The organism is Mesorhizobium sp. M1329, assembly GCF_040318035.1.
Classification (GTDB): domain Bacteria; phylum Pseudomonadota; class Alphaproteobacteria; order Rhizobiales; family Rhizobiaceae; genus Mesorhizobium.
Genome location: NZ_JAMYLN010000001.1, coordinates 305,030 through 327,012, shown reverse-complemented (window position 1 = coordinate 327,012; position 21,983 = coordinate 305,030). Strand labels below are relative to the sequence as shown.

Sequence of the window (21,983 nt, the reverse complement as noted above, 5' to 3'; positions counted from 1 at the left end):
GTGTGCCGAGCAAACGGCGCCCTCTCCACCGTGGCGCGCAACTAGATCGTCGTGTGGAAACAAGGCGACGACGGGACGTGGCGCCTGCATCGGGACATCTGGAATTTAGGTGCGGCCCAATAGGAATCTCGCGCGGCAGCGTTCAAGCCGTGTCCTGTAACGGCAGAGCATCGCGCACAAAACTTCGCCGCTGCAAGGAGCGTACTTGATAAGGCACCAAGAAGAGGTGCTGTCGCTAACCGCGCGGTTTGGCCTTCGGTTCTGGCGAGCTTTCCGACGGGTTTGCAGCCAAATTCGCAGATCGCCGATCTTTTAGCCACAGAGACTTCTTTCTTGCCAGTAAATCGTCGCGAACGCCTTCAGCGGTAGCTCGGCTAGGCATCGCAGCAATGGCATAGTCGGCCCTATTCGTTCGATAGTCTTCCTTCTGCACCGTCATCGTTTGCTCCCAATTTCCTGCCCCTCTTTTGTCAGGACCAACCGGGCAATTAACTGCCGGTGCATCACACGAGTCAATCGATTAAAGATGCACTCCGCAGTCGCGCCTACATGTCGTTATGCTTGCGCGAGAAGGCTGGAGCCGCGGGCCGGTTAGGCTTGAGATTCTCAAGCTCCCAAGGAATTGCATCTAAAAATCCAAGCGTTCGAGGCGGCTATTTCGCCGTAAGGAAGACCGCTAAATTAGTAGCGCCAGCCCTGCTTGAATTCATCGACAAACCATCGCTCCACGTCATCGCGCACTGGAGTGCTACTCCGGAATTTCAGGTGACCAGGAGACTTCTGCTCAAGCTAGGAAAAGAAGTCGGAAAAATTTGGATTCTCAGGCGCATGAGGAAGTCCGCGCTCCTCGGCCCATTTCGTACAGAAATAGCGAACGGCCTGTTCCGCTTCATCCTTGGTCATGAGGGATGATGACACGCGATCCCACCAACGCAAGTACCTTGCCACACGGCTTCTAATTATCGGCAACGACTGTGAAGTAGGCCACGACAGCTAATCCTGCAGAGACTGGCAGCCAATCGAGAGCAGCATGGAGACCGAACTTGTAGGCGTGCGAAGCCAAGGTGCGGCGAACATCAAAGCTGCGGCATCGATGATGGAAATGGGGCCCAATGGGTCTGCAGGGTAGCCAAAAACTTGCCAAGGCTGCGCTGTTGACGGGCTCAGGTCTCGTATCGGAAGAGCCGTTTGTCGTTTGGCGCAGTCAAGTTCGAACCTGGAGTTTACGCCGATTTTCTGTTCGGCGACGGTATGGTGATCAGCCCCTATGCGCGAGCGGATATCCAGGAGCGCTTCGGCTATTCCAACACGGCAAGCGTTGAGGGCAGAGAGAGTGAGTTTGAAGACGCAGACTTCTCGTGGCAATGTCACAATGTCGTCTGGGTTCAACGCAATCGACCACGCTCAGCAGTGAAATTCGCGGCCAGTGGTCTCAAGACAGTTCCACTGTCAGCGGCAGGCCAGGTGTCAAGATCGCCTTCTGAATCATCGAACGAGGGAACACTCGCTAATTCGAAATGGCGAGCGCGGACGAATACTGGTTTTTGCCCGCTGCCCTTGCTCGGCCCCTGCCAATTCGATCATTCAGGCCGTCGGCAGGTTCAGCCGATAACTCGCCTTGAGTCAATGCGGCGACAAGTAGAGAGCAATCGAGTTCCTCAAGGAACGGAGCCTTCTGGTCGCTCTGAGCTGCCATCCGAAGCGATCTCAATCTTGCTGTCTTTTCGGTACGTTCGGCATGCTCAGCTTCGGCAATGAGCTTCGCGGAGCGGTTAAGCCTTCTATTTTCCAGCCAACACATGTGTTCGGTCCTGCGAAATGTCTTCTTGGACGCAGCCTTTCGCCGCGGATTCGCGCGGCGATCAGCCCGCTTCGGATCCAATTCCGCTTTCCGCTCGCCAAGCCTTCTCTGGCGCCAGTACGTCGTCATGCCCTCTCTCTTCGAGGTTGTCGCCCTTCATTGTAATGAAAGAATCCGCTCCTGCGGCGTGGGCCGTCGGGCTGGCCATAGCGGTCGGGTCCAAGCGAAGGCGCGCAGACAGTTCCTATTCGCCCGAAATGAGGCATCTTCAGCCCGGATTGAGCCTCGCTCCCTGAGGCCGCAGCTCTAACCGTTGACGAACGCCATCAACAACTCCGGTTCTGGTACGGGCGCCCGTACCATATTCAATTGACCTCGATACCGACGTTCGCCGGCCGCGATTACAAAGCCGCTGGCGATCGGTACTTCGCCGGCGTCGAGTTGGGCAAAGATGTCGGCGACATTAAGATCCAGCGCCAGCTTGAGATTTAGTCGTGCATCATTGTTTGCTCCGATCGGCAACTGACGCTTGACCAATTGCTGGAACGAAGCATTGAACGTCAGGATCTTCTTCGATGACGCCAAGGCAAAAGCGGGCGAGGGGCAGGCAAGCAATATGGCATTGATCGTCCTGATCGATGTAAGCTTCCGCAGGACGATGTTTTCATCGGCGAGCCCGTTTATGCAAGCCACCCGTATCGCCGATGTCAGGTTACCAGTGTTGGTCGCACTTTCGGCGATCTCCTCGATCAGCATGCCAATAGTGCATTTCCTACTTTCAGCCATCTGCTTCAGAGATATCCAGAAAGCCTTTTCCAGACGGATGCCGCGGCGTATGCCGCCACGCGCGACCACCCGGAATTCCAGCCCGAAATCCTCTTTCGTGATCGTTAGAAGCAGCCGATCACGATTGGTGGGAGGACAGGTGGCGATAGCGCTCACTCATGATCTCCTGACGCCTTGATGGTCGGCTTCAAAAGGTAACTCAGTGTCGTATTGCCCGTCTCGATGTCGACTGAGCACATCATGTCCCGGATGACCAAATAAGTCTTGCCTCCCTTTCGAGCGTCGATTCGTCTGTCGCGACACGCGCGACGCCAAAAGCGGCGGACGATCTTCTCTGGCAAGCATTCCCTACGCTCCCGTATCCCGCTCTAATCGATCTTGCGATAATACACCTTGCCGTCAGGCTGCTCTATGCGCCGGTAGGAGGAGCTTGGGGCAGGAGGCACCGGTGTTGCGCTCCTCTTTTTGGGCGGGCGTGGTGCTTCCACGATACTGCGTTCGGTCGCTTCTTCACCATCGAGATCGCTGAGCGGCTCCGCCGTGGCGCTGGTCGTCTCAACAAGAGGCTCCGCCACGCTAGAAGCGTCGTCGTGGACCAGCGGCAAGTTCTGTTCAATCCGGGCAATGCTGCCGTTGATCTGGCTGAAGCTACCCTGCAGTTGATTGTCCAGTTTTTCGAACCGGCTTTGGAAACCGTTATTGACGGTGTCGAGCCGGGCCGCAATCCGTTGCTCGAACGATCCGAGCTGTTCCAGCCTCCCTTCGACAGAGCGCAGCTCGTTGATGCCGCTGAAGAGATAGATCGCGGCTGTTAAATTTGCGGCTGTGATCAGCAAGGCGCCTGCAGCGACAACGCCGATTATCGTGACATTGCTCGGTTTCCCAGCGACAGCTTGCTCTATAGGTTGGGTCCCAGGCCCAATGTCGATCGCCGGCATGTCCGGGTCGCTAATCATCGTCATTGGACCACCACCTTTGCACCGACCGAGACGCGCCTGAAAAGATCGATCACATCGGTGTTGGTAAGACGAAAGCATCCCGATGTGCCGTCGAAGCCAACGCCTGAAGGGTCGTTGGTGCCGTGTATGCGATAAAGCGTGTCGTGCCCGTCTCGCGATAAGTAGAGCGCCCGTGCGCCGAGCGGATTGTAGGGACCGGCCGGCACCATCTCCGGCAGCTCCGGCTGGCGCGCGCGCATTTCTCTCGGTGGGCGCCATTCCGGCCATTCGGTTTTCGCCCCCACTTCAACAGTGCCGGTCCAGCCAAATCCGTCACGCCCGACGCTGATCTGGTAGCGCAGCGCCTCACCCTCTCGGGTCACAAGATAGAGCGCCTTCTCCTGCTTGCGGATAATGATCGTGCCCGGCTGTTCCGCGGTTTGGAAAACAACGAACTTGCGCAGGCTGGGGCCCATGGCTGGCAGCGGCGGCTGGTTCGATAGCGCGGAGCGGGCATGGGCGCAGTCCCAGGCCGGTGCCCCCAACGCCAGGCCCAGGATGCAGGCGCCCGCAAGCGTTGGAACGAAGCGATATCTACCGGGCAGTGTCATCGAGCCGCTCTTTGAACATCCGCTTCAGATCCTTGTTGAAGCGTGCCCGCCCGTCCACCTCGGAAGGCATGATGGCTCGGTTCAGCGCATCGGTCAGCAGCGCATTGTCCAAGGTAACCGATTTTATGTGCGGTGCCTTGAATATCCTTTCGAGTTCGCTGCGCGAAAAGTGGTTGCCGAACCATTTGCGCCTGTGCTTGTTGGCGACCAGCGTGATGTTCACCGAATTGCCGCGCAAATCGCGGATCTTCTTGTAGAGCCGCTTGCCCTGCCGCAGCGAGGCGACGTTGAGCTCGAACACGATGAAGATCGCGTCGCTCGTGGAAAGCACAGGATTCTGCCAGGGAGTTTCGATGTTGGGCAGGTCGATGACGATGTCATCGAAGCGATAGGCGACGAGGTCCAGCAGCCGGAACACGAAATCCGCGCCCTGCGGCTCGAATGGGAGTTGCGGCCGTTCGAAGGCGTACAGCGTCAGGCCGGACGGGCGCGAGAGCTTGATGACGTCCATCAGTTCAACATCGAGCCGTTCCGGCTGGCCGATGATGCCGGCAAGGTCGAACTGGTTGAAGAGGTTGAGATAGGCGCCACAATTGGCGCTTTGGAAATCGAGGTCGACGAGGCAGGTCGAAGCTGCACGTTCGGTGGATTTCGAGGCCAGGAAGTCCGCGGCCGACAAAGCGAACGTCGTGGCGCCGGCGCCGCCGCTAGCGCTGATGAAGGTGATGATGCGGCTCTTGGTGCCCTGGTTGCCGGTGTCGTGAAAGGTGACCGCATTCAGAAGCTCCTTGGCATCGAGTGGTTTGTGCAGCCAGTCCGAGGCGTTCATGCGCACCAGGATGCGCGTCTGTTCAGAGGTCAGCTCGTCTGAAACCGCAATCAGCGGCACGGCCGCCCACAGGGCGCGCCCCTCGACAATGCCGGGCTTGCCAAGCAGATCGCCATTTGCAAAGTCGAGGATTACGATGCCCGGCCGCGTGTCGGGGGTCGGGCCTTTGAGAAAGTCATCCGTTTCGGAAATCCGGACATCATAGATCGCCAGCGCATCGAGCCGCGTCGCCACGTCGTGTCTGAATTGCGAATCCGACGAGAACAGGGCGACCTGCTTTCGTTTGGTTGGGAGAACCTTGGTGTTGATAGCGTTCATGGTGATGTGCTCTTCAGGTCTTCGCCCGTGACCGTGCTTAGCATGGACGGCATGGTGACGTTCGCAAAGCCCATCAGCCCTTGCAGAAAGAAGAACTGAAAGGTCACGTTTTGAAGACTTACGGTGATTGTCGGCACCGGTCCGCCCAGCCGGGTCTGATAGCTCAAGCCAGTCGCGCTGTAGGTGACCACCACGTTGTCGCGGCGCAAGCGCGGAAAGAAATGGCACATTCCGGGCCGTTGATTTGCTGCGAGTGGGGGACAGGCATCGTTGTTGGTGTTTGCCGTGTCCCCGCGGAAGACACGGCTGAAGTTGGCGGCATTGAATACGCCCCCGTTGGTGCAAGCCCCTGTACCAGCAGTATATGTGCAGACGAAGGGCCCATATGCCGCGGCAACGACTGGCGCACCCGGTGTCGTCGTCGGCGCCGCAGTCGCAAGGGCCGTCGCAATGGGGTCTGAAATCGAGGCCATCCGGGCGCCGAGCTGGACCGCCTTGGTAGCAGCGTTCCATTGGTAGAAGGCGTGAGCGAAATCGACGAAACCGAGGACAAGGGCAAACAGCAGCGTCGAAACGATGGTCATTTCGACCATCGCCGCGCCGTCGTCCGATTCCGCAAAACGCTTGATCATGATCAGAACCGGATCAGCCGCTCCTCGTGAGAGCCGTTCAGCGTGATCGGGCCGATGCCGATGATCGATAGCATGCCGACCCCGCTGTACGCCAAGGTACCCGCAGCCCTGACGATACAGACCTGCGCGGTGGTTGATCGATATTGGGCGACGCCGGCGACCACAGCGTCATGGCAGGAACCGGCGGCAGCGATTGTCACCGTCACATTCGATTTCTGCCAGCCGCTGACGCGTGCACTGCCTGTTCCCGCCGCATTGCCGAACACAGCGATATTTGCAGCAATGTCGGCGCAGTTGATCGCTGCAAGCCCGGCTTGTGTATACAATTGGCTGTTGCAGCGCGCGGCGAAGCGGCTTGCATCTGAAAGCCCGGCTTCCATCAGGAGTTTTTCGTGAATCAGATTGCCGAATTCGAACACGCCACTCGCCAAAATCAGCATCAGCGGCGTGATCAGCGTCATTTCGATGAGCACTGCACCGCGCTGGTCGCATCGAAATCTATCGAGATGACGCAACAGCGTTCCAAACATGGCCATCACCGGTAAAGCTGAGCTTCGTCGCGGAGGAAATTGTCAAGCGTGCCCTGGCCACCACCCCCAGTAACGTCCACCAGTTCAACCATCACGGATGCATCTTCCGATGGGGACGCAACTGGTTCAGTGAGCAAAAAGCTTGCAAAAGCTTGGACCGGCAGATCCGTGCTGTGGCCGGACAGATTGTTGCCGGCAGCTTGGAGTGCATTGCAGTTCAGGATCGCGCCGTAAATCAACCGACGGTCAACCGTCGTGACAGCGGGCTGGCAAGCTGCCGACGGGGTTCCGATCTCTCCACCGGTCGACGCCGTGCCTACCAACCCGGCCGATATTTCGTAACGGTAGACCTGATAGCGCGTCGGCTTGGTCGTATTCCATGAAGATGGGTAGGCAGCGGAACCAAAGTTGGTGCTCCAGTAACCTGAGAAATTCCAATTTCCATCGCCCATCCGGCCGCCGAGGTATGGAGTGGCCGCGTCGCGTGGAAGGCCCATTGTTCCAGCTTGGGTGAATGAAAGTTGGTTCATGGAAGGACATTGGTTTGCGCTTCCTCGGGTCTTGATTGCCCCTTTGCGGACGTTCGCGGCTGGACCGTATTCAGCACTATTGAAATGGTTGCCGCTTGCCGCAATGCCGAAACGAACATTGAAGGCGTCTTGCACTGGGCCGGCGTTTTGGCCAGTCTTCGTGGTAACGCTGGCGGAACTGTAGCAACCAACTGGCCTTGATGTTGCAATCGTCTGAGCGAGAGCTTGAGCACCGTTCCCCACACCGGCCGGAGGTTCGAGGAAGCCGAAGTTACCAGGACCAGCGGCAGCCCCGTTTCCGACCTTCCTCAGTTCGATCAGTCGACGATGGACAGCCGGATTTGCGATGGCTTGCTCAAGTGTGTATCCGCCCGCTGCATTCGTCCCGTTCACCGTCTCGTAGGGGTTGCACATAAAGACCGGCGTGAAATCGCAGACGCCGGAGGTGAAGCCCGCCACAGCGACTGCGCCGACATTGAAACTGTTGCTCGCGCGGGATGACAAGAAGGAAGCCGGGAAGATTGCGGCAAACCCGACCGGGGTTACAGTGACTTCAACAAAACGGGCAAGTTTGGCGTCATTCAGCTCGTCGGTGATCACATTGGCGGGCACAATGGGGAGATTGTCGGTGGCCGGCAACGAGCGAAGATATCGGCGTGTTACTCCGGCGGAAGCGAGCGTTTGAGGAGGGCCGGCGGTCGAGAAGGTGTATCGATTGCTTACCAGCGTAGCGATCGCCCTGTCAGCACGGCTGATAGCGTCCGATGTCCCATCCAGCTCAGCCGCGCCTGCCAGCGCAAACGCATCAGCCCCCTTCTGCAGATCGTTATGCAGGTTGTTGACCCGGCTCATATCGATCACCAGCAGAGAAAATCCGATGATCGCCGGCAGCATGACGCTGACCAATATCAGCGCTATTCCGCTCTGATCGTGCCAGAACGCGCGAATAATACGCAGCATGGCCTTGCTCTTTTGCTCCTTGACGCCAGGATCCTTCGTTTACCTGACGCGCTGATCCCTTCCGTTCAATCCGCTCAGTCTTTCGGCGTCCCGACATTGACCGTGATCGCCGGCGGCGGCGGCGGTGGCGGTGGGAACTTGTAACTCTGGGCAAGAGCTGCAGCGCGCGCGCCATCCCCCTCAATAGCGGTCCTTTTCGACGCCGGATTGAGAGGGTCGACCGTCTGCAGAAGCGAATTGTATTTCTGGGTGTCGCCCGCGGCCAATGTCACCGTGTCGTAGCGGTTCAGATAGTCCGCGCAGCCCGTCAGCCCGCTGGCGCACAAAAGCATGATCAACACCCTATTTCTTGACATAGATCATCTTGTCCTTGGATTTCAGGTCGAGCATGTGGCCATAGGGGCCGACGACGCCTTCGCCCAGTTCATATTTGCGCACCATGTCCTTGGTTACCTCCAGTTGGCCGAGCACGAAAAATTCCGGGTCGTTGGCCGGCCGTGTCTTGTCGAATGGGGTCGCCAGTTGCTCGCCGGGTTTCACCGGGCGAACGATATGCGGGGTGACGATGACGACCAGTTCGGTCTCTTCCTTCTGATTGCTTGAATTGTGGAACAGCGCGCCGACAATCGGCACTTGGCCCAGCCATGGTACCTGCCTCTGGATTTTGGTATTCTTGCTGGACAAGAGCCCGCCGACGGCGAAACTCTGACCGTCGCGCAACTCGACGACGGTCGCCAGCTTGCGGGTGGTGAAGATCGGGTCGCCGGCCGGCGTGAAGCCGTTCAGGTCACTTACCTCCGGCGCTAGCTCGATATGGATCTTGTCGTCGTTGAGCACGATTGGCGTGAACTGCAGATTCACGCCGAACTGCTTGTACACAATGTTGATCTGGCCATCGCTGTTGAGGCTGCGGATGGGTACTTCACCGCCGGCGTTGAAGCTGGCCGACTCGCCGGAAAGTGTGGTGAGATTGGGCTCGGCCAACATGCGCACGACACCCTTTGCCTCAAGCGCCTCGATGATCAGATCGACCTTGATGTTGCTGTCGATGACGCGAGTGATCAGCGCCGCGAATGGATTGGTATTCGACAGCAGGCCAGTGAGCAGACCGCCCGGTCCGAGCACCACGTTATCTTCATCGACGGCGGCAATGCCCGTTCCAGTTCGGGTCGTTCCGCTGTTGTTCGTGCTCCGGATCGACACACCAAGGTCGCGACCGGCATTGCGCTTGGCCTCAAGCACGCGCACTTCCAGATTAACTTGCTGGCTGTCATCAACGGTAACGGCATTGATAATCGCGTCGGGACCGTATTGCTGGGCCACTTCCAGGATCGACGCCAGCGTGGCACCGTCCTTCACATGCCCGCCAAGCCGGACCTTGCCATTGACCGAGCCGATATCGATCCGCGATCTGGGCGCTACCTGTCGAATTGCCTGCGCCATATCATTGACGTCGACGCCGACCTCGATCTGGATTACGCCAAGCGAGCGCTTGTCTTCGGAAAAGAGATTGACGGTGGTGGTACCGGCGCCCTTGGCAATGACATAGAGCGTCTTGTCTGTCATCGGCTGGGCATCTGCGATCTTCTCGTCGGCGACGACGATATCGCCAAGAGTGGCGTTCACTTCGATCGTCACTGATTGCGACATGGGCAGGAAGATACGATGGACGCTGGGGTTCGACACGTCGATGCGGCGATCGGCTGCCGTAGCCTCAAGGCCGATCGGCAGTAATATCACCGAACAGGCCAGCGCGGCGGCTGCCAGTGTTTCCCGGACCGTTCGCATCTACGTTCCCCTCTTTTTGGCGGCTCTTCGGACGCTCTTTATCCCAATATACCAGAGTTATCTTTGTCGCGGTACATCATATGTTTCGAGCTTCACGCCCCGAAAAACGCCGATAGTCGCACGGGCTGACGGCTCCGGCTGCACATATTTGATCACTTCCTTAACGACCTCTTGCGCCTCGGGTGCCGAGGTCACGGCCGGAGCAGGCTTTGCTTTGCTCAAGTCGTCGAGCCGGGTTCCGACCTGTTCGACGGCCCGAGTCAGGCCATTGATCTTGTCGTCCGCTCGCTTGCGCTCGGCTGCCGCAGCAGCATCGGCTGTCGCCTGCCTGGCGAGTTCGGCCTGCCTGGCTGCGACATCGGCCGGCGTTTCGCCGGTCAGGTCGGAAAGGGTGATACGTTGGGTGATCTCGTCCTTGCTGGCTGCTGCCTGGCGAAGCGCCAGCGACAACTGGCCGGCGCCGGCGGCCAGCGTCAGCTTCTGAGCGTCCTTGGTGCTGGCCTCTACGGTCACCGATTTCACCACTGTCGGACTATCCGTGCTTTCATCGGCGACCTGGTCGACGGCGAGCACCTTCATGCTCTGCAACAGCACGTCGACGAAACTCTGGTCCGCACCTCCAGCATTTCGCACGGTCCGGGTCAAGAGCACGTCGACCCGATCACCTGGGAAAACGAATCCTGCGACGCCGAGCACGTCGTTGACTCTGATGGAAACAGCTTTCATGCCTTCGCCGAGCACCGCCGAAAGCGTGGCGCGCTGGCCAGGGCCGGTAATCTTGGTGGCGAGAACGGGTTCATTGGCGCCGATCGCCTGCAGCGCCTGCTTTGTGCCTTCGCCAGCGAGTAGATCTTTTGTCGTCTTGAAAGCACCGGCCGGAACCGCCCCCGCCGGCCATGTGATTTCACGCAGCTTATCGGCCGACAGCGTGTCGCCGAATTTCAACGACACGGCTGCCACCACAATGGTGTCGCGCGGCACGTCCGTGTTCGCCATAGCGCTGCGTTGACTGGTCAGCCAGATATTGGCGAGAACCACTGCGAGCACGCCGAATACGCCGGCGAGAACGATCATAATGACAGTGTTTGCACGCACTTTCTTTCCCCGCCAGACTCCTTCACCCACCGCCTGGATCGACGCCGGGAGAGCCCCCGGCGTCGATAATGACAATCAAGATATCACGGCAGCTGCCCTAGGAGCGTTGTCCATTGGCCGGCAACCCAGGCACCGACAAGAATGATGGTAGCGATCACTGCGACCGTGATGATGCCGAGCAGGATAGTATATTCGACCATGGCAGCGCCGTGTTCGTCATCGCGGAACTGCCGGGCCATTGTCATGAGCTTCTTCATGCCAATTCTCCCTTTGGAGGTTCAAACCCCGACGAGACGAGCCAAGGATGAAATCGCATACCTGAGCATCCTCCGTCGACTTAATCGTAGTGGCCGATAAAAAGCAGAGTCAATAAGTTAGGGGTCCTTTAACCTCTTTATACCTGTGCTGTGCCTGAAATAGTAATAACGTTTCGAGGTTCTGTCTGCAGCAAGACATTGAATCTGCCTGTTTTTCGCCTGTCTTTGACCATCCGTTCAGAATTTCGCCGCGCCTGTGGCAGAAGCGAGGCGATATTAGCGGATAGGCATATGCCATTATATCCAACGGGTTGCGCGAGCCCGCAAAGCGCCTTTGTGGCCAAAAAGACACAGGGAATGTTTTGGCACGCCCTTGTATACTTACGGCCGGACGCCTCGTTCGAATAGATGAGATGTTTCTTTGACATAGATGTTAAATATGCAAGAAGTATTGAGTTCGGGAACGTGCTCGGTGCCTGCCGTCTTGCGGGGTTGACGTTTGGTTCCCCAAAGCGTGTCCAAGGGGGGTAGCGCAAAATGCTGGGCCGATTCACGAAAGGGCCAAGCGAGCCGCGGGTCGATCCGAAACTCGATCCGATCGTGCCGGCAGTCCCCGCACTCTCCCGTTCTGCGGCATTCGAATCGCCGGGGGATGATTTCCTCACGCTCAAGGTCGAACTCCATCGCCACTTGATTGATCGCTTCAACCTGACCGCCCTGGAAAGTGCGTCCAAAGAGGAAATCCTGAACGAGATCCGCCCGATCGTGCGGGAATTCGTTCGTGCTCGCAACGTGCCGCTTAACGCCCGCGAACTTGACCAGTTGACCAGCGACACCGCTGACGAGATGCTCGGGCTGGGTCCGATCGAGCCGTTGCTCAAGGATGATTCGATTTCCGATATTCTGATCAACACCCACAAGCGAGTCTTTATAGAGCGGCGTGGCGTCATAGAGGAGACGGCGATCCGCTTTCGCGATGAAGCCCATCTGCTGCGTGTCATCAACAAGATCGTCTCGGCTATCGGCCGGCGCGTCGATGAATCGGCGCCAATGGTCGATGCGCGGCTGGAAGATGGGTCGCGAGTCAACATAGCGGTGCGGCCGATTTCGGTGGATGGCCCGCTGGTCTCGATTCGCAAGTTCTCCAAGAACCCCTATTCGCTCGAACGCCTGATGGCGTTTAATTCGATCCGCCAGCCGATGGTCGACCTGTTGCGCATTGCCGTGCAGGCCCGCAAGTCGATCCTGGTTTCGGGCGGCACAGGCAGCGGCAAGACGACCCTGCTCAATGCCCTGTCGAGCTACATCCCAGCCAGGGAGCGCCTGATCACCATCGAGGACGCAGCGGAACTGCAACTGCAGCAGCCGCATGTGGGCCGTCTCGAGACGCGTCCGCCCAATGTTGAGGGAAAGGGCGAAGTTCGCCAGCGCGAATTGCTGAAAAACGCGCTTCGCATGCGGCCGGACCGCATCATCGTCGGCGAGGTGCGCGGCGAGGAAGCCTTCGACATGCTGCAGGCTATGAACACCGGCCATGAAGGTTCAATGACCACCATTCATGCCAACACGCCCCGGGATGCAATATCGCGATTGGAACAGATGGTCGGTATGGCCGGCATGCCGATGAGCCACGATTCAATACGGGCTCAGATTGCCTCAGCCATCGACGTCATTGTGCAGACGCAACGGCTTTCAGATGGTGGAAGGCGGGTTGTTTCCATATCAGAACTCACGGGTATGGAAGGCAATGTCGTACAGGTTCAGGAGCTTTACCATTTCGTCCGCCGCGATGTGACTGCAGAGGGCCAGATCGTTGGGGAATTTCGTGCGACCGGCATTCGTCCGCGCTTTGCCCAGGAAGCGGCGACCCTTGGCCATCAGTTCGCCAAGGACGCGTTCAACCCACAGGTCCCGCTCTAATGCCGACCGGCCAGACGTTGCTCTACTTCATCTATGTACTGGCGGCTGCGTCGCTCATCCTCGCTGCCGAGGCTCTGTACGTGACTTATTCCAAGCGGCGCTCAACGGTCAGTACGATCAACCGTCGGCTGAAGCGGCTCGTCGATGACGCTCCGGCCGAACAGACCTTGCAGCGATTGCTGCGAGAACGTGGGCTTACCGGCTCGGGCGATTTTCTTTTCAATGCTGTTGGCCTGAACAGGCTGTACACCCAATCCGGCGTTACCGGGAATCCGCTGTCGTTCGTCGCGACATTTACTCTCGGTGGACTTGCCCTGGCACTGGTATTTGCGTTCCTGCTGCACTTCTCCACCGTGGTTTCGTTTATTATCTTTCTGCTCATCGGATTCGTCCTACCGTTTCTGGTTCTCCGTCGCGCGCGCGCCAGGCGTATCCAGAAATTCGCGAAGCAATTGCCGGATGCCCTTGAGATGATCGTGCGTTCGCTGCGTGCCGGTCATCCGACTTCCGTGGCTATAAGCCTTGTCGCACGAGAAATGCCTGATCCGTTGGGCACCGAATTCGGCATTGTTTCCGACGAGATCACCTTTGGCCTCAGCCTTGAAAACGCCGTGCGAAAACTCTCGCAACGCGTCGGTTTCGAAGGTCTGCATTTGCTGTCGGTGTCGCTGTCGATTCAAGCCAAGACAGGCGGCAATCTTACCGAAATTCTGTCGAATCTCTCAGCGGTGCTGCGTGAAAGGCAGAAACTTAGGTTGAAGATTAGGGCGCTCTCTGCCGAGGGGCGAATGTCCGCGTGGATCATTTCCCTGTTTCCTCTTTTGATGCTCGCCATCCTCACGGGCCTGGCCCCCAGCTACTACGGTGATGTTTGGGGCAGCCCCTTGATCATGCCTGTGTTCCTGATTTTCGGGCTCTGGGCGCTGCTCGGCGACTTCATCATGTACCGAATGGCCAATTTCGATTTTTGAGGGGTCGGAGCTATGGAGTTGTGACCCAGGATCTGAGCCTGCTGGTGTCCATTGCCGTCTTCCTGGCGGCCGTAGCGCTTTTCCTGGTTGGCGCGCTCATCTTCTTGCCGGCGCTGCAGACGAGGAAACTGGTTGCGCAAAGCCTGATGGCAGAGGGCATTCCCAACCGCCGCTCGCTTTTGGGCCAGGAAGAACTGGCGAAGATTTCAGCACAGCGGCCGGTCGACGCCTATTTCAGATCGATCGAAAAGGAACGCGACGAGCCCAGCGCGCTGGACGCAAAACTCTTTCGCGCGGGCTTCTATCAGTCAAGCGCGCCATTGATCTATACTCTGTCGCGCCTTGGCGCGGTCTGCCTTGGCTTTTCCGTGACGTATGCGCTCCTGTCGCGGATATTGCCACCCGAACTTCCCGGTCTTGTCGCCTTTGCAGGCGCTGCACTGCTTGGGCTGGGATGCATCGTCATTCCGAGCATCGCTCTCGATCGGTTCGAAAAGGGACAAAAGCAGATCTATCGTCGCGGCTTTCCGGATTTCATGGACATGATGATCACCTGCGCCGATGCCGGCATGAGCCTCGAAGCGGCTGTCGAGCGTGTCGGCAGCGAACTGGCTGGCACCCATAGATGGCTCGGCATCCAACTCGCGATCATGAATCTTCAGTTGCGCGCGGGCAAGCCGTTGCGCGAGGCCCTGCGCGAACTATCCGACCGCGTTGGACTGGAGGAGGCGCGCGCGCTGGCCGTGCTGTTCCGTCAATCGGAAGAGCTCGGCACCAGTTTGACCGACGCCTTGCGCGTCTACAGCGACGAAATGCGGGGACAAAGAATTCTCTTCGCCGAGGAACGCGCCAATGCTTTGCCTGTCAAGATGATGATACCGCTGGGGCTATGCATCTTTCCTGTTGTGATGATGGTCGTGATGCTTCCGGTGATCATTCGAATGAAGGGCATTTTCTTCTAGACAGGGATGTGCTTTGGTCAGGGGCAGGATCGGAAAGATTCCTTGGGGGATAAAATGACAAGGCCAATGTGCCTCGTTGCCGCTGCCAGTTTGCTGGCTGTCGTGCTTTCCGGTTGTCAGTCGAATGCGACGGACCCAACGGGAGTCGTCCGCACTAACGAGCCGGCGAAAGTGGAGCTTACTGCCTTCGGCGATGCCTTCGACGGACTGAAGACGGTCAGCGACGTCGAATATTATGCCTCGGACCAAGCCGTTGCCGAAGCCAAGAACCAGTTCCGCTCGGAAAATTATGGCAATGCGGGCGCCTTGTTCTACAAGGCGACGCAACTTGCCCCCAACGATGGTGTTGCGTGGCTGGGCCTGGCCGCCTGCAGCGACCGCATCCACCGCTTCGATCTCGCCGACAGGGCCTATGGCCATGCCTTCCGGCTGATTGGGCCTACGCCCGAATATTACAACAATGTCGGCTATTCCTATCTGCTGCGCGGCAAGCTGCAGGATGCGCGCAGCAATTTCCTTAAAGCATACGAACTGGCCCCCAACGATCCGACCGTCGCCAACAATTTGCGGCTCCTGTCGTCCAGCGTGAAGAATCTCGAACGATAAGGCGCTAGCATGTTGCTTGCCGGAGCGCTGCTGATGAAAGGGCTGGCGGTTTCCTTGCTTGCAAGGATTGCATGGCTCGACTTCACCACCCAAAAAATATCTAACCGCGACGTGCTGCTGCTTTTGTGTCTTGGGCTGGGTTCGCTGCAGTTTATGTCGATCCTAACCGGGTCGTGGTGGGACATGGGCCTGAGCGCGCTTGCCGGCCTTCTGCTGTTCGTTGCGCTATTGCCGTTCTGGGCCATGCGCAAAGTCGGGGCTGGCGATGTCAAGCTAATGGCGGTGGTTTCGTTTCTGATCGGCGGCAGCGGGCTCCTGGCGTTTTCCGTGCTGTTGCTGGTCTTCGCGCTTGCGACCGCGTTAGTCGTGAAGAACCCCTTGATGCTGCCCGAAGGCGCCTTCCGCCTCTACGCTGAGCATCTGGATCGCAAAGGCGTCGTCCCCTTCGGCGTGCCAATCTCGATCGGTGCCATCTGCACGCTAGGGCTTCAGATTTATGGCAACGCACGGTTCTAGGCGGGCTCTCAGTCTGACATGTTTGGCGCGCAAACTAACTTTCAATCAAGCTGGGAGAAACCATTAGCTTGCGCTCAAATTGGCGAAGTGCTTGGATTGCGTCTTGCCGGCGGGACGCCGTATGGACATTCTGAATATCAAAGCGCTCTTAATTGCGGTTCTGATCTTCGTTCCGATCGAATACCTGTTCGCTCTGCGCCCCCATCAAAAGATATTCAGGAAAGCCTTTTTCAATGATCTCATCTATGCGCTGTTTAATGGGATCCCGATAAGCCTTGGCCTGATCGCGGCTATCACGCTAGCAACGAGTACGGTGGGGCGGCTGGTGCCGGCCTACGTCGGCGGCGCAGTATCATCGCAACCTGTTTGGCTCCAGGTGTCAGAGATCATTGTCATTGCGGACATTGGCTTTTACCTGGCCCACCGCACCTTTCACGCCGTTCCCTTTTTGTGGCGCTTCCATTCGATTCATCACAGCATTGAAGAACTGGACTGGTTGGCAGCGCACAGGATTCACCCTGTTGATCAGGCTCTGACAAAGAGCGCGTCACTCGTGCCTGTATATCTGCTGGGTTTCAGCAGCTCGGCGATCGCCCTGTTTGCAATAATTTTTCACGTCCACGGACTTTTGCTGCACGCCAACGTCAGGCTGAACATCGGCCCGCTTCGGTGGTTGATCGCGTCACCCCAGTTCCATCATTGGCATCACGCTCACGAGCGCGCCGCATACGACAAGAACTTCGCAGGTCAACTTTCATTGATCGATGCGCTCCTCGGAACGATGTACCTGCCCGGTAACGCTGTCCCGGAGCGCTATGGCGTCGATGATCCGATTCCATCGACTTACGTCGAGCAACTCGCCTATCCAGTGATCCCGAAGGGCAGAATCAATGAAACTCCCTCCACCGGAGATACGTGATTTCATCGGGCGTGCAGCGATGACCCTTTACTTCACGATCTGCGCGACTTTGAAGGCCGCAACATTTTTGGTAGCTCTTTCCGGCGCAGAATGGACAGTGGCGTGGATTATCGATCTCACCGCACATGTCGCCGCTCTCGGCTTTCTCCTGCTCGTCGTTGTGATGACAGTAGCGCGTCTTCCGCCCCTGGAAACAGCGCAGGGAGTTGAACCCCGAATTTCTGCGCTCATCGGATGCTTTGCCACGGCAACTTTGATCGCAGTCCCTCGCATCCAAGCAGCTCCGCAGATCGAGTTTGTTGCGGACCTGACCACCATAGTTGGGTTCGCTCTTTGCATCTTGTGCCTGTGGTGGCTCGGCAGATCCTTCAGCATCACTGCGCAGGCCAGACGGCTCGTCACGGCAGGCCCTTACCAAATTGTGCGCCACCCGCTCTACGTATGCGAAGCGATCGTCCTGCTCGGCATTTTTCTCGGCAATGCGACATGGCCGACCGTCGCAATCTGCGCCATTGCCCTCGCTTTCCAATATCGGCGGCTCGTGAACGAGGAAAGGGTCTTGCGAGCGGCGTTCCCCGAATACGAAGCCTATGGGCAGACCACGCCAATGCTCATTCCGTCTTTATCCTCATTGTGCTGGTGGCCGTGACTATGCCCATGCTGATCTGCAGTCTATGGATGTAAGGGCGTACCTGGTGATCTTACACGGCGCCGCTAGCAATGCTTCATTCGCTGACCTAGGTGTTGGAGCTCGAAATCACTAGTAATTATTGCCTTGGTCACAGCTCTTTTCGGGCTGATTGACATTTTTTGGTTGCCATTTTCTACAGTCGATTTTTCACCGAGGAACTGGATTGACCTAAGCAAGGTGGCCATTGTCCTCAGCGCATCTTGGATGGCATCCGCAATTGCGCTCCATAGATTGAGATCTGACACAAGCCCAATCGCCAGCGTAATCAAATATCTTTGTGGCTGCTTGAGAATCGTAGTCGTTTCCGCAGCAGCATTCATTCCGCTCGCCATTTCAACCACCGTCTTCATGTATCTGGCGTCGGCCACCTCAAGGCCGCTGGCGGACCCGGTTCTAGCTTCTATCGATTCCGGCCTCGGTTTCGACTGGCAGTCGTTCCTGGCCACGACCAACCAGCCGACTACAGCATCCGTCCTGGTTTTTGCTTATCACGCGCTGGCGTTTCAAATGCCGCTCATTTTGTTAGTCCACGCGGTGAGAAACCAACGAGAACGAGCACTGGAGTTTGTGGCTCTTCTAGCGGTTGCCTCGGTCTTCACAGGCGCACTGATGGCGTTGGCGCCAGCTGAAGGCGCTTATGCCTATTTCAAGCCGGCGCCCGGGCTATTTTCGAACTTCACCGCTGATGCCGGAATGTGGCACCATCATGTGCTTATGGCGCTGCGATCAGGCGAGCCGTTTGATCTAATTATGACTAAAGGCACAGGGCTCGTCACGTTCCCGTCGTTCCACACGGCACTTGGATTGGCGGTGGTCTATGCCGCGCGGACCATCCGGCCACTTTTTGTCGTGTTGGCCCTGGTGAATGCCGCCATGATTGTGGCCACGCTGCCGGAAGGCGGTCATCATTTGATAGATGTGATCGCCGGCACAATCATCGGCATTCTCTCAATCATTGCAGTCAAGATTCCTAGCTATGTGCTCGGAAAGGCCGACCGCGTTGCGAGATCAGCCGCGGGATCGGACGCGGGCCGCTGAGCGGGGCGTTGCCCTCTGACTGCCTGACAATGACGCCGCGGCGGCGAGGCACAAAGGGGCGCCGCAGAGAGGTGGCGTCGGCCCGAACCGTTTGCTGCCGACGTGCTCCGGTACCCCCAGTCATCAGCCGCTGCGGTTTCGACCATGCTTTGTCGCCAAATCAACATGGAATCATGGAATGAGCGTAACGCGTCGAAATACCTAATGGCTGGCCGACGTCCTTCAGGCGGCGCCCAACCTCGCAGAGCCCGTTTGGATAATTTTTGCTCCGGTGCCTTCTCTGGTTCTGCCTTCAACGCCTGAACCCGGTCGCAAGTGCTGGGGACCCTCGCCAATCCCACGGCTTCTGAAACGTTCCGGCCCACAGGCCGAGCTTCGCCGCTTGGGCATTCGCCTGAAGTCCTGCATAGGCACCGTGGCTGTAGCGAGGCCAGTCAAGCGCCTGGCCGTTCTCGACCTGCCAACCGGCAACGTCAGAGCCGTCAGCACGCGCACAGCTGCCAACATAACGGCCAAAGCGATCCCAACTCACAAACCTGCATTGGACCGGCTTTGACGACGAGAGAAAGCCGTCCAGCGCTTCAGCGGAGCGACGGCCGCATGCATATTCGAAGCCTTTGGCGTCATGGCAATATTGCTGCCTCTCGGGCGCGTCTATGCCATTATCGGATAAGGTGGCCTTGGATCTCGATCGTGTCACCGTCAGTGACCGAAGCTATCCCGGCGATCGGGGCCGTCGTCGGTCCGATCGAATTTGAGAGATTGGTCTCGGGGAGGCGGTCGCTGTGCTGGAGGACGAACTGCGTGATCAAGGCGGCCAGGGCGGCTACCGTCACTAAGACGACCCGCTTCGGAACGCCCGCCAGTTGGCGGGCACGCCGGAGCTTTGCTCCAGTGCGTCGGCGCCACCGATCGGAACGATTGTCGTAGCGAGACCTGTCCAAGACCGTTTTCACTCGCACCCAACGCCATCGTGATCGCCGTCGGGCCTGTTGGAATCACTGCCAGTGACATTTACCAGACCGGCCACGACCGGATTGTTTCCCTTGCCGCCTCCGAGTCCAAATCACCGCCGCCGCGCCGTGATGGCTGCGTCGGGGCGACCGAAAACGCCTAAAAAATTGATTGACGATCGCAGCGGCGCGTGCCGCCGCCTTCGATATGTTGTCGCTATTCGGATTGAACGGGTCAACGGTCTGTAAAAGCATATTGGCTGGTACGCATCGCCGCCGCGAGCGTCACCGTATCGTAGTGGTTCAAGTAGTCGGGCGTGCAGCCTGAGAAAAGCGCTGCGGACAACTCGCACGAAAATTCACCCACACGCATGAATGAATTCCTCAACTCTAGACGAAATTATGCGCTATTTGACTTTTGTTGTCGAATCCAGAATAGGTTCGACCGTGAGCGGACACGGTACGCGCATTTGGGTCGCGTGATGCGGACCATGCAAAGCTGCGCCGGAACCCAGTCGAGCGTGCTGCTCACGCTCTCACCCCTGGCATCAAGTGCGCCGCCCCAGCAAGTGCAGACCGTGCGCCGATGTCGACCAAAATATTCTCGCGCGGCAGATGATCGGGCAGCGTCTTACGATCGGACGGTCGCTCGGACGGCGACCTCTCGACGCCGGCTCGCCTCTCCCGCCGCGGGCAATATCGCCGTCGAGGCCTTCCAGGGCGAGAGCCAGTTGATCGGGTTCGGGGCCCTCTCTCGCTTTCACCCTGCAGAAGCCATATTTCTACAGCGTGTGATCTGGCTCTAGCAGCCTTCCGCCCGTAGGGATCGCACCATTCGCACCACGACGGGATCGTAGGGGATTTTTTCGGATCTGCTGTAGTTCATTGTAAAGAGCGCCGCACGGTCATTGCAGATCGCAATGACGCGTACATAGCGGATTTGCCCGTCCCTGAGGCCGGAATAACTGGCCCAAGTCGGCTTAACGCGCCGATAGGTCACTTTCCAGCCTGCCTTTTCGTCCTCGACAATTCGATGCTCTATTTCGGCGCGGAAACTGGCCTTTCCGAGCCTTGCGCCCCAAACAGCAAGAAAGGCCCCGTTTTTGCCCTGAAAAGCTGCCCCCTGGTCGGAACGCTGAGTCAGAACAAAGCCAGGGGGCACATCGAATACAAAGCCAAACTGCTTGACGCCGAAGGGCTGCCACTCTTGCGCATAAAGAAGCGGGGTGGAAAACAACATCGAGACGAAGCTAAGCAGCAAACGGCTCATAGTGTTTAATTAGGGTCGCGAAATATACCGTCCATACCTTGCCGGATCCTGGTCGCAAATTTTTTGCCAACGCGACCTAGCTTCGGCAAGCTGTCGCAGTCGTAGACACCGGCGGCGTTCACTCTTCCCAAAGTCTTTCGCCGATATGGGGCAGTTAAGCCGACGAGAGGCAATTGCCCGCTGCGCAGCGCCTGCGCGACGCGTTTGGCCCGACAGCCCAACCTGAAGCGCGGTCTCGTCGCCGACGTAACCATAACTGTTGAGCGCCCGCGCAGCCGTCGCCCGCGATACGTTTGCCGCGGCGGCCACCTCTTTCAGAGTGATCCCCTTCTGCGTCAAGGCTATCGGTCCTTCGGCGGACCCGGGCGGCATGCCAGGAGCATTTTGGGCCCCGGCATTGCAGCCACCCTTGTCCCGCATATCGGCGGGTTGTCGAACTGCCAAGGCCGCTTGTGCCCGTTTCTTTCCGCAAATAGGATCCTAACCGTGTTTCGGGCCGACCGGCGGTCAAGCGCCTCTGGGCACAAAATGCCTTCCTAGCCAGATGGCGCAGGTTCCCAGGTCGTTGTCGGTCAAAGTTCGGCGAGAAAATCTCGGCGGTCCAAGGGCAGCACGGAATCGAGAGCCGCGAAGGCTTCGGCACGTCGAACAACATAGGCAGGTGGTCGAGCGAAGCGGTCAGTTGCCATTCGCGAGCGGCCCGAGAATTCGGACTCCCTGGTGGCGCGCGGCAAGTGCGAGCTTGCGATCGAGGGTGGCCAGCGGCAACTCGGTTTCGATTGCCAGCGCAAGATAGGCGGCGTCATAGGCGCTGAGCCCGTGCGAACCCGCTAGCGTCAGCACTGCGCCGTCCGATCCGCTGCCGGCGTACTCCAGCGGCAATCGGCGCAGCCGTGCCATGGTGGTGGCAGCTTCGCCCGCCGTGATGCGGCCACGCCGCTCGGCCATCTAGACGACGTTCCGCGGCTCTCGCCAGAACAGGGAAGGGACAGGTGCCGTTGTTCCCGGCAATCGTTGCATCAGGGCGGTCGCCGCCTCGCTATCTTCATCAGGAAGAATCCA

The 21,983-nt window shown here is 58.2% G+C and carries 26 protein-coding genes and 1 pseudogene; 8 read left to right on the top strand and 19 right to left on the bottom strand.

Features of this window, described 5'->3' with window-relative positions:
* Positions 1-235 precede the first annotated feature (235 nt).
* From NKH21_RS01610 to NKH21_RS01550, 13 genes are all read right to left on the bottom strand, one after another.
* Entirely contained in the window at positions 236-439 is a 204-nt protein-coding gene (locus NKH21_RS01610) for a hypothetical protein (protein ID WP_352862851.1), read from the bottom strand.
* 1,068 nt (positions 440-1,507) lie between these two features.
* Positions 1,508-1,930: a hypothetical protein gene (locus NKH21_RS01605; RefSeq protein WP_352862850.1), complete on the bottom strand. Its 423-nt coding sequence runs from the start codon at positions 1,928-1,930 to the stop codon at positions 1,508-1,510.
* A gap of 177 nt (positions 1,931-2,107) precedes the next feature.
* On the bottom strand, positions 2,108-2,743 hold the full coding sequence (locus NKH21_RS01600; protein WP_502911833.1) for a ribbon-helix-helix domain-containing protein: 636 nt from the start codon (positions 2,741-2,743) through the stop codon (positions 2,108-2,110).
* A gap of 212 nt (positions 2,744-2,955) precedes the next feature.
* Positions 2,956-3,549, bottom strand: coding sequence for a hypothetical protein (locus NKH21_RS01595; protein ID WP_352862849.1), 594 nt, complete (start codon positions 3,547-3,549; stop codon positions 2,956-2,958).
* Positions 3,546-4,136: a L,D-transpeptidase gene (locus tag NKH21_RS01590; protein WP_352862848.1), complete on the bottom strand. Its 591-nt coding sequence runs from the start codon at positions 4,134-4,136 to the stop codon at positions 3,546-3,548. The genes NKH21_RS01595 and NKH21_RS01590 overlap by 4 nt, the downstream gene beginning before the upstream one ends.
* On the bottom strand, positions 4,120-5,283 hold the full coding sequence (locus NKH21_RS01585) for a CpaE/TadZ family protein (protein ID WP_352862847.1): 1,164 nt from the start codon (positions 5,281-5,283) through the stop codon (positions 4,120-4,122). The genes NKH21_RS01590 and NKH21_RS01585 overlap by 17 nt, the downstream gene beginning before the upstream one ends.
* The gene (locus NKH21_RS01580; RefSeq protein ID WP_352862846.1) at positions 5,280-5,915 is read right to left on the bottom strand and encodes a TadE/TadG family type IV pilus assembly protein; all 636 of its coding nucleotides are present in this window, start codon (positions 5,913-5,915) and stop codon (positions 5,280-5,282) included. Before NKH21_RS01580 ends, NKH21_RS01585 begins: the two co-directional genes overlap by 4 nt.
* A 2-nt stretch (positions 5,916-5,917) precedes the next feature.
* Entirely contained in the window at positions 5,918-6,445 is a 528-nt protein-coding gene (locus tag NKH21_RS01575; RefSeq protein ID WP_352862845.1) for a TadE/TadG family type IV pilus assembly protein, read from the bottom strand.
* Positions 6,446-6,450: 5 nt separating this feature from the next.
* The gene (locus NKH21_RS01570; RefSeq protein ID WP_352862844.1) at positions 6,451-7,935 is read right to left on the bottom strand and encodes a TadE/TadG family type IV pilus assembly protein; all 1,485 of its coding nucleotides are present in this window, start codon (positions 7,933-7,935) and stop codon (positions 6,451-6,453) included.
* Between the two features lie 74 nt (positions 7,936-8,009).
* The gene (locus NKH21_RS01565; protein WP_352862843.1) at positions 8,010-8,291 is read right to left on the bottom strand and encodes a hypothetical protein; all 282 of its coding nucleotides are present in this window, start codon (positions 8,289-8,291) and stop codon (positions 8,010-8,012) included.
* Complete coding sequence (locus NKH21_RS01560) at positions 8,278-9,723, bottom strand: type II and III secretion system protein family protein (protein ID WP_352862842.1); 1,446 nt, start codon at positions 9,721-9,723, stop codon at positions 8,278-8,280. Before NKH21_RS01560 ends, NKH21_RS01565 begins: the two co-directional genes overlap by 14 nt.
* A gap of 57 nt (positions 9,724-9,780) precedes the next feature.
* Positions 9,781-10,818 (bottom strand): Flp pilus assembly protein CpaB, encoded by a 1,038-nt coding sequence (gene cpaB, locus NKH21_RS01555; RefSeq protein ID WP_352862841.1) that lies wholly within the window; start codon positions 10,816-10,818, stop codon positions 9,781-9,783.
* 83 nt (positions 10,819-10,901) lie between these two features.
* Positions 10,902-11,075 (bottom strand): Flp family type IVb pilin, encoded by a 174-nt coding sequence (locus tag NKH21_RS01550; protein ID WP_352862840.1) that lies wholly within the window; start codon positions 11,073-11,075, stop codon positions 10,902-10,904.
* A 537-nt stretch (positions 11,076-11,612) separates the two neighbouring features.
* On the opposite strand from NKH21_RS01550, the gene NKH21_RS01545 reads away from it, so the two are divergent.
* From NKH21_RS01545 to NKH21_RS01515, 7 genes are all read left to right on the top strand, one after another.
* Positions 11,613-12,995: a TadA family conjugal transfer-associated ATPase gene (locus NKH21_RS01545; RefSeq protein ID WP_352862839.1), complete on the top strand. Its 1,383-nt coding sequence runs from the start codon at positions 11,613-11,615 to the stop codon at positions 12,993-12,995.
* Positions 12,995-13,966 (top strand): type II secretion system F family protein, encoded by a 972-nt coding sequence (locus NKH21_RS01540; protein WP_352862838.1) that lies wholly within the window; start codon positions 12,995-12,997, stop codon positions 13,964-13,966. Before NKH21_RS01545 ends, NKH21_RS01540 begins: the two co-directional genes overlap by 1 nt.
* Before the next feature lie 20 nt (positions 13,967-13,986).
* A complete protein-coding gene (locus tag NKH21_RS01535) occupies positions 13,987-14,928 on the top strand; it encodes a type II secretion system F family protein (protein ID WP_352862837.1) in 942 nt (313 codons plus the stop codon).
* Between the two features lie 54 nt (positions 14,929-14,982).
* Positions 14,983-15,534 carry a tetratricopeptide repeat protein gene (locus tag NKH21_RS01530; RefSeq protein WP_352862836.1) on the top strand — a complete coding sequence of 184 codons (552 nt, stop codon included), beginning with the start codon at positions 14,983-14,985 and terminating at the stop codon, positions 15,532-15,534.
* Between the two features lie 9 nt (positions 15,535-15,543).
* Positions 15,544-16,050: a prepilin peptidase gene (locus tag NKH21_RS01525; RefSeq protein WP_352862835.1), complete on the top strand. Its 507-nt coding sequence runs from the start codon at positions 15,544-15,546 to the stop codon at positions 16,048-16,050.
* 121 nt (positions 16,051-16,171) lie between these two features.
* Positions 16,172-16,969, top strand: a complete 798-nt coding sequence (locus NKH21_RS01520; RefSeq protein WP_352862834.1) for a sterol desaturase family protein — start codon at positions 16,172-16,174, stop codon at positions 16,967-16,969.
* Between the two features lie 19 nt (positions 16,970-16,988).
* Entirely contained in the window at positions 16,989-17,618 is a 630-nt protein-coding gene (locus NKH21_RS01515; RefSeq protein WP_352862833.1) for a methyltransferase family protein, read from the top strand.
* Positions 17,619-17,683: 65 nt separating this feature from the next.
* Here NKH21_RS01515 and NKH21_RS01510 read toward each other — a convergent pair whose 3' ends face one another.
* Positions 17,684-18,010, bottom strand: a complete 327-nt coding sequence (locus NKH21_RS01510; protein WP_352862832.1) for a hypothetical protein — start codon at positions 18,008-18,010, stop codon at positions 17,684-17,686.
* Between NKH21_RS01510 and NKH21_RS01505 the strand changes: the two genes are divergently transcribed.
* A complete protein-coding gene (locus tag NKH21_RS01505; RefSeq protein WP_352862831.1) occupies positions 18,009-18,698 on the top strand; it encodes a phosphatase PAP2 family protein in 690 nt (229 codons plus the stop codon). The two genes, NKH21_RS01510 and NKH21_RS01505, sit on opposite strands and share 2 nt — an antisense overlap.
* Before the next feature lie 292 nt (positions 18,699-18,990).
* Here the strand turns inward: NKH21_RS01505 and NKH21_RS01500 are convergent, their stop codons facing one another.
* The 5 genes and pseudogenes from NKH21_RS01500 to NKH21_RS01485 all read right to left on the bottom strand — a co-directional run bounded on the left by NKH21_RS01500 (position 18,991) and on the right by NKH21_RS01485 (position 21,869).
* A complete protein-coding gene (locus NKH21_RS01500; protein ID WP_352862830.1) occupies positions 18,991-19,398 on the bottom strand; it encodes a thermonuclease family protein in 408 nt (135 codons plus the stop codon).
* A 653-nt stretch (positions 19,399-20,051) separates the two neighbouring features.
* Positions 20,052-20,219: pseudogene (locus NKH21_RS32765) on the bottom strand (hypothetical protein); the annotation flags it as partial.
* 234 nt (positions 20,220-20,453) lie between these two features.
* Positions 20,454-20,921, bottom strand: coding sequence for a hypothetical protein (locus tag NKH21_RS01495; RefSeq protein ID WP_352862829.1), 468 nt, complete (start codon positions 20,919-20,921; stop codon positions 20,454-20,456).
* 9 nt (positions 20,922-20,930) lie between these two features.
* Positions 20,931-21,293 (bottom strand): LacI family DNA-binding transcriptional regulator, encoded by a 363-nt coding sequence (locus NKH21_RS01490; RefSeq protein ID WP_352862893.1) that lies wholly within the window; start codon positions 21,291-21,293, stop codon positions 20,931-20,933.
* A gap of 306 nt (positions 21,294-21,599) precedes the next feature.
* Positions 21,600-21,869, bottom strand: coding sequence for a PIN domain-containing protein (locus tag NKH21_RS01485; protein ID WP_352862828.1), 270 nt, complete (start codon positions 21,867-21,869; stop codon positions 21,600-21,602).
* Between the last annotated feature and the right edge of the window lie 114 nt (positions 21,870-21,983).

Bases quoted from the DNA above. Each gene is read 5' to 3' on its own strand.
- NKH21_RS01595 (WP_352862849.1), bottom strand. From the start codon at position 3,549: ATGACGATGATTAGCGACCCGGACATGCCGGCGATCGACATTGGGCCT.
- NKH21_RS01590 (WP_352862848.1), bottom strand. From the start codon at position 4,136: ATGACACTGCCCGGTAGATATCGCTTCGTTCCAACGCTTGCGGGCGCC.
- NKH21_RS01560 (WP_352862842.1), bottom strand. From the start codon at position 9,723: ATGCGAACGGTCCGGGAAACACTGGCAGCCGCCGCGCTGGCCTGTTCG.
- NKH21_RS01490 (WP_352862893.1), bottom strand. From the start codon at position 21,293: ATGCCGCCCGGGTCCGCCGAAGGACCGATAGCCTTGACGCAGAAGGGG.
- NKH21_RS01510 (WP_352862832.1), bottom strand. From the start codon at position 18,010: ATGAAGACGGTGGTTGAAATGGCGAGCGGAATGAATGCTGCTGCGGAA.
- NKH21_RS01610 (WP_352862851.1), bottom strand. From the start codon at position 439: ATGACGGTGCAGAAGGAAGACTATCGAACGAATAGGGCCGACTATGCC.
- NKH21_RS01495 (WP_352862829.1), bottom strand. From the start codon at position 20,921: ATGAGCCGTTTGCTGCTTAGCTTCGTCTCGATGTTGTTTTCCACCCCG.
- NKH21_RS01585 (WP_352862847.1), bottom strand. From the start codon at position 5,283: ATGAACGCTATCAACACCAAGGTTCTCCCAACCAAACGAAAGCAGGTC.
- NKH21_RS01575 (WP_352862845.1), bottom strand. From the start codon at position 6,445: ATGTTTGGAACGCTGTTGCGTCATCTCGATAGATTTCGATGCGACCAG.
- NKH21_RS01570 (WP_352862844.1), bottom strand. From the start codon at position 7,935: ATGCTGCGTATTATTCGCGCGTTCTGGCACGATCAGAGCGGAATAGCG.
- NKH21_RS01580 (WP_352862846.1), bottom strand. From the start codon at position 5,915: ATGATCAAGCGTTTTGCGGAATCGGACGACGGCGCGGCGATGGTCGAA.
- NKH21_RS01605 (WP_352862850.1), bottom strand. From the start codon at position 1,930: ATGACGACGTACTGGCGCCAGAGAAGGCTTGGCGAGCGGAAAGCGGAA.
- NKH21_RS01545 (WP_352862839.1), top strand. From the start codon at position 11,613: ATGCTGGGCCGATTCACGAAAGGGCCAAGCGAGCCGCGGGTCGATCCG.
- NKH21_RS01530 (WP_352862836.1), top strand. From the start codon at position 14,983: ATGACAAGGCCAATGTGCCTCGTTGCCGCTGCCAGTTTGCTGGCTGTC.
- NKH21_RS01540 (WP_352862838.1), top strand. From the start codon at position 12,995: ATGCCGACCGGCCAGACGTTGCTCTACTTCATCTATGTACTGGCGGCT.
- NKH21_RS01515 (WP_352862833.1), top strand. From the start codon at position 16,989: ATGACCCTTTACTTCACGATCTGCGCGACTTTGAAGGCCGCAACATTT.
- NKH21_RS01565 (WP_352862843.1), bottom strand. From the start codon at position 8,291: ATGTCAAGAAATAGGGTGTTGATCATGCTTTTGTGCGCCAGCGGGCTG.
- NKH21_RS01550 (WP_352862840.1), bottom strand. From the start codon at position 11,075: ATGAAGAAGCTCATGACAATGGCCCGGCAGTTCCGCGATGACGAACAC.
- NKH21_RS01525 (WP_352862835.1), top strand. From the start codon at position 15,544: ATGTTGCTTGCCGGAGCGCTGCTGATGAAAGGGCTGGCGGTTTCCTTG.
- NKH21_RS01505 (WP_352862831.1), top strand. From the start codon at position 18,009: ATGTATCTGGCGTCGGCCACCTCAAGGCCGCTGGCGGACCCGGTTCTA.
- NKH21_RS01485 (WP_352862828.1), bottom strand. From the start codon at position 21,869: ATGGCCGAGCGGCGTGGCCGCATCACGGCGGGCGAAGCTGCCACCACC.
- NKH21_RS01520 (WP_352862834.1), top strand. From the start codon at position 16,172: ATGGACATTCTGAATATCAAAGCGCTCTTAATTGCGGTTCTGATCTTC.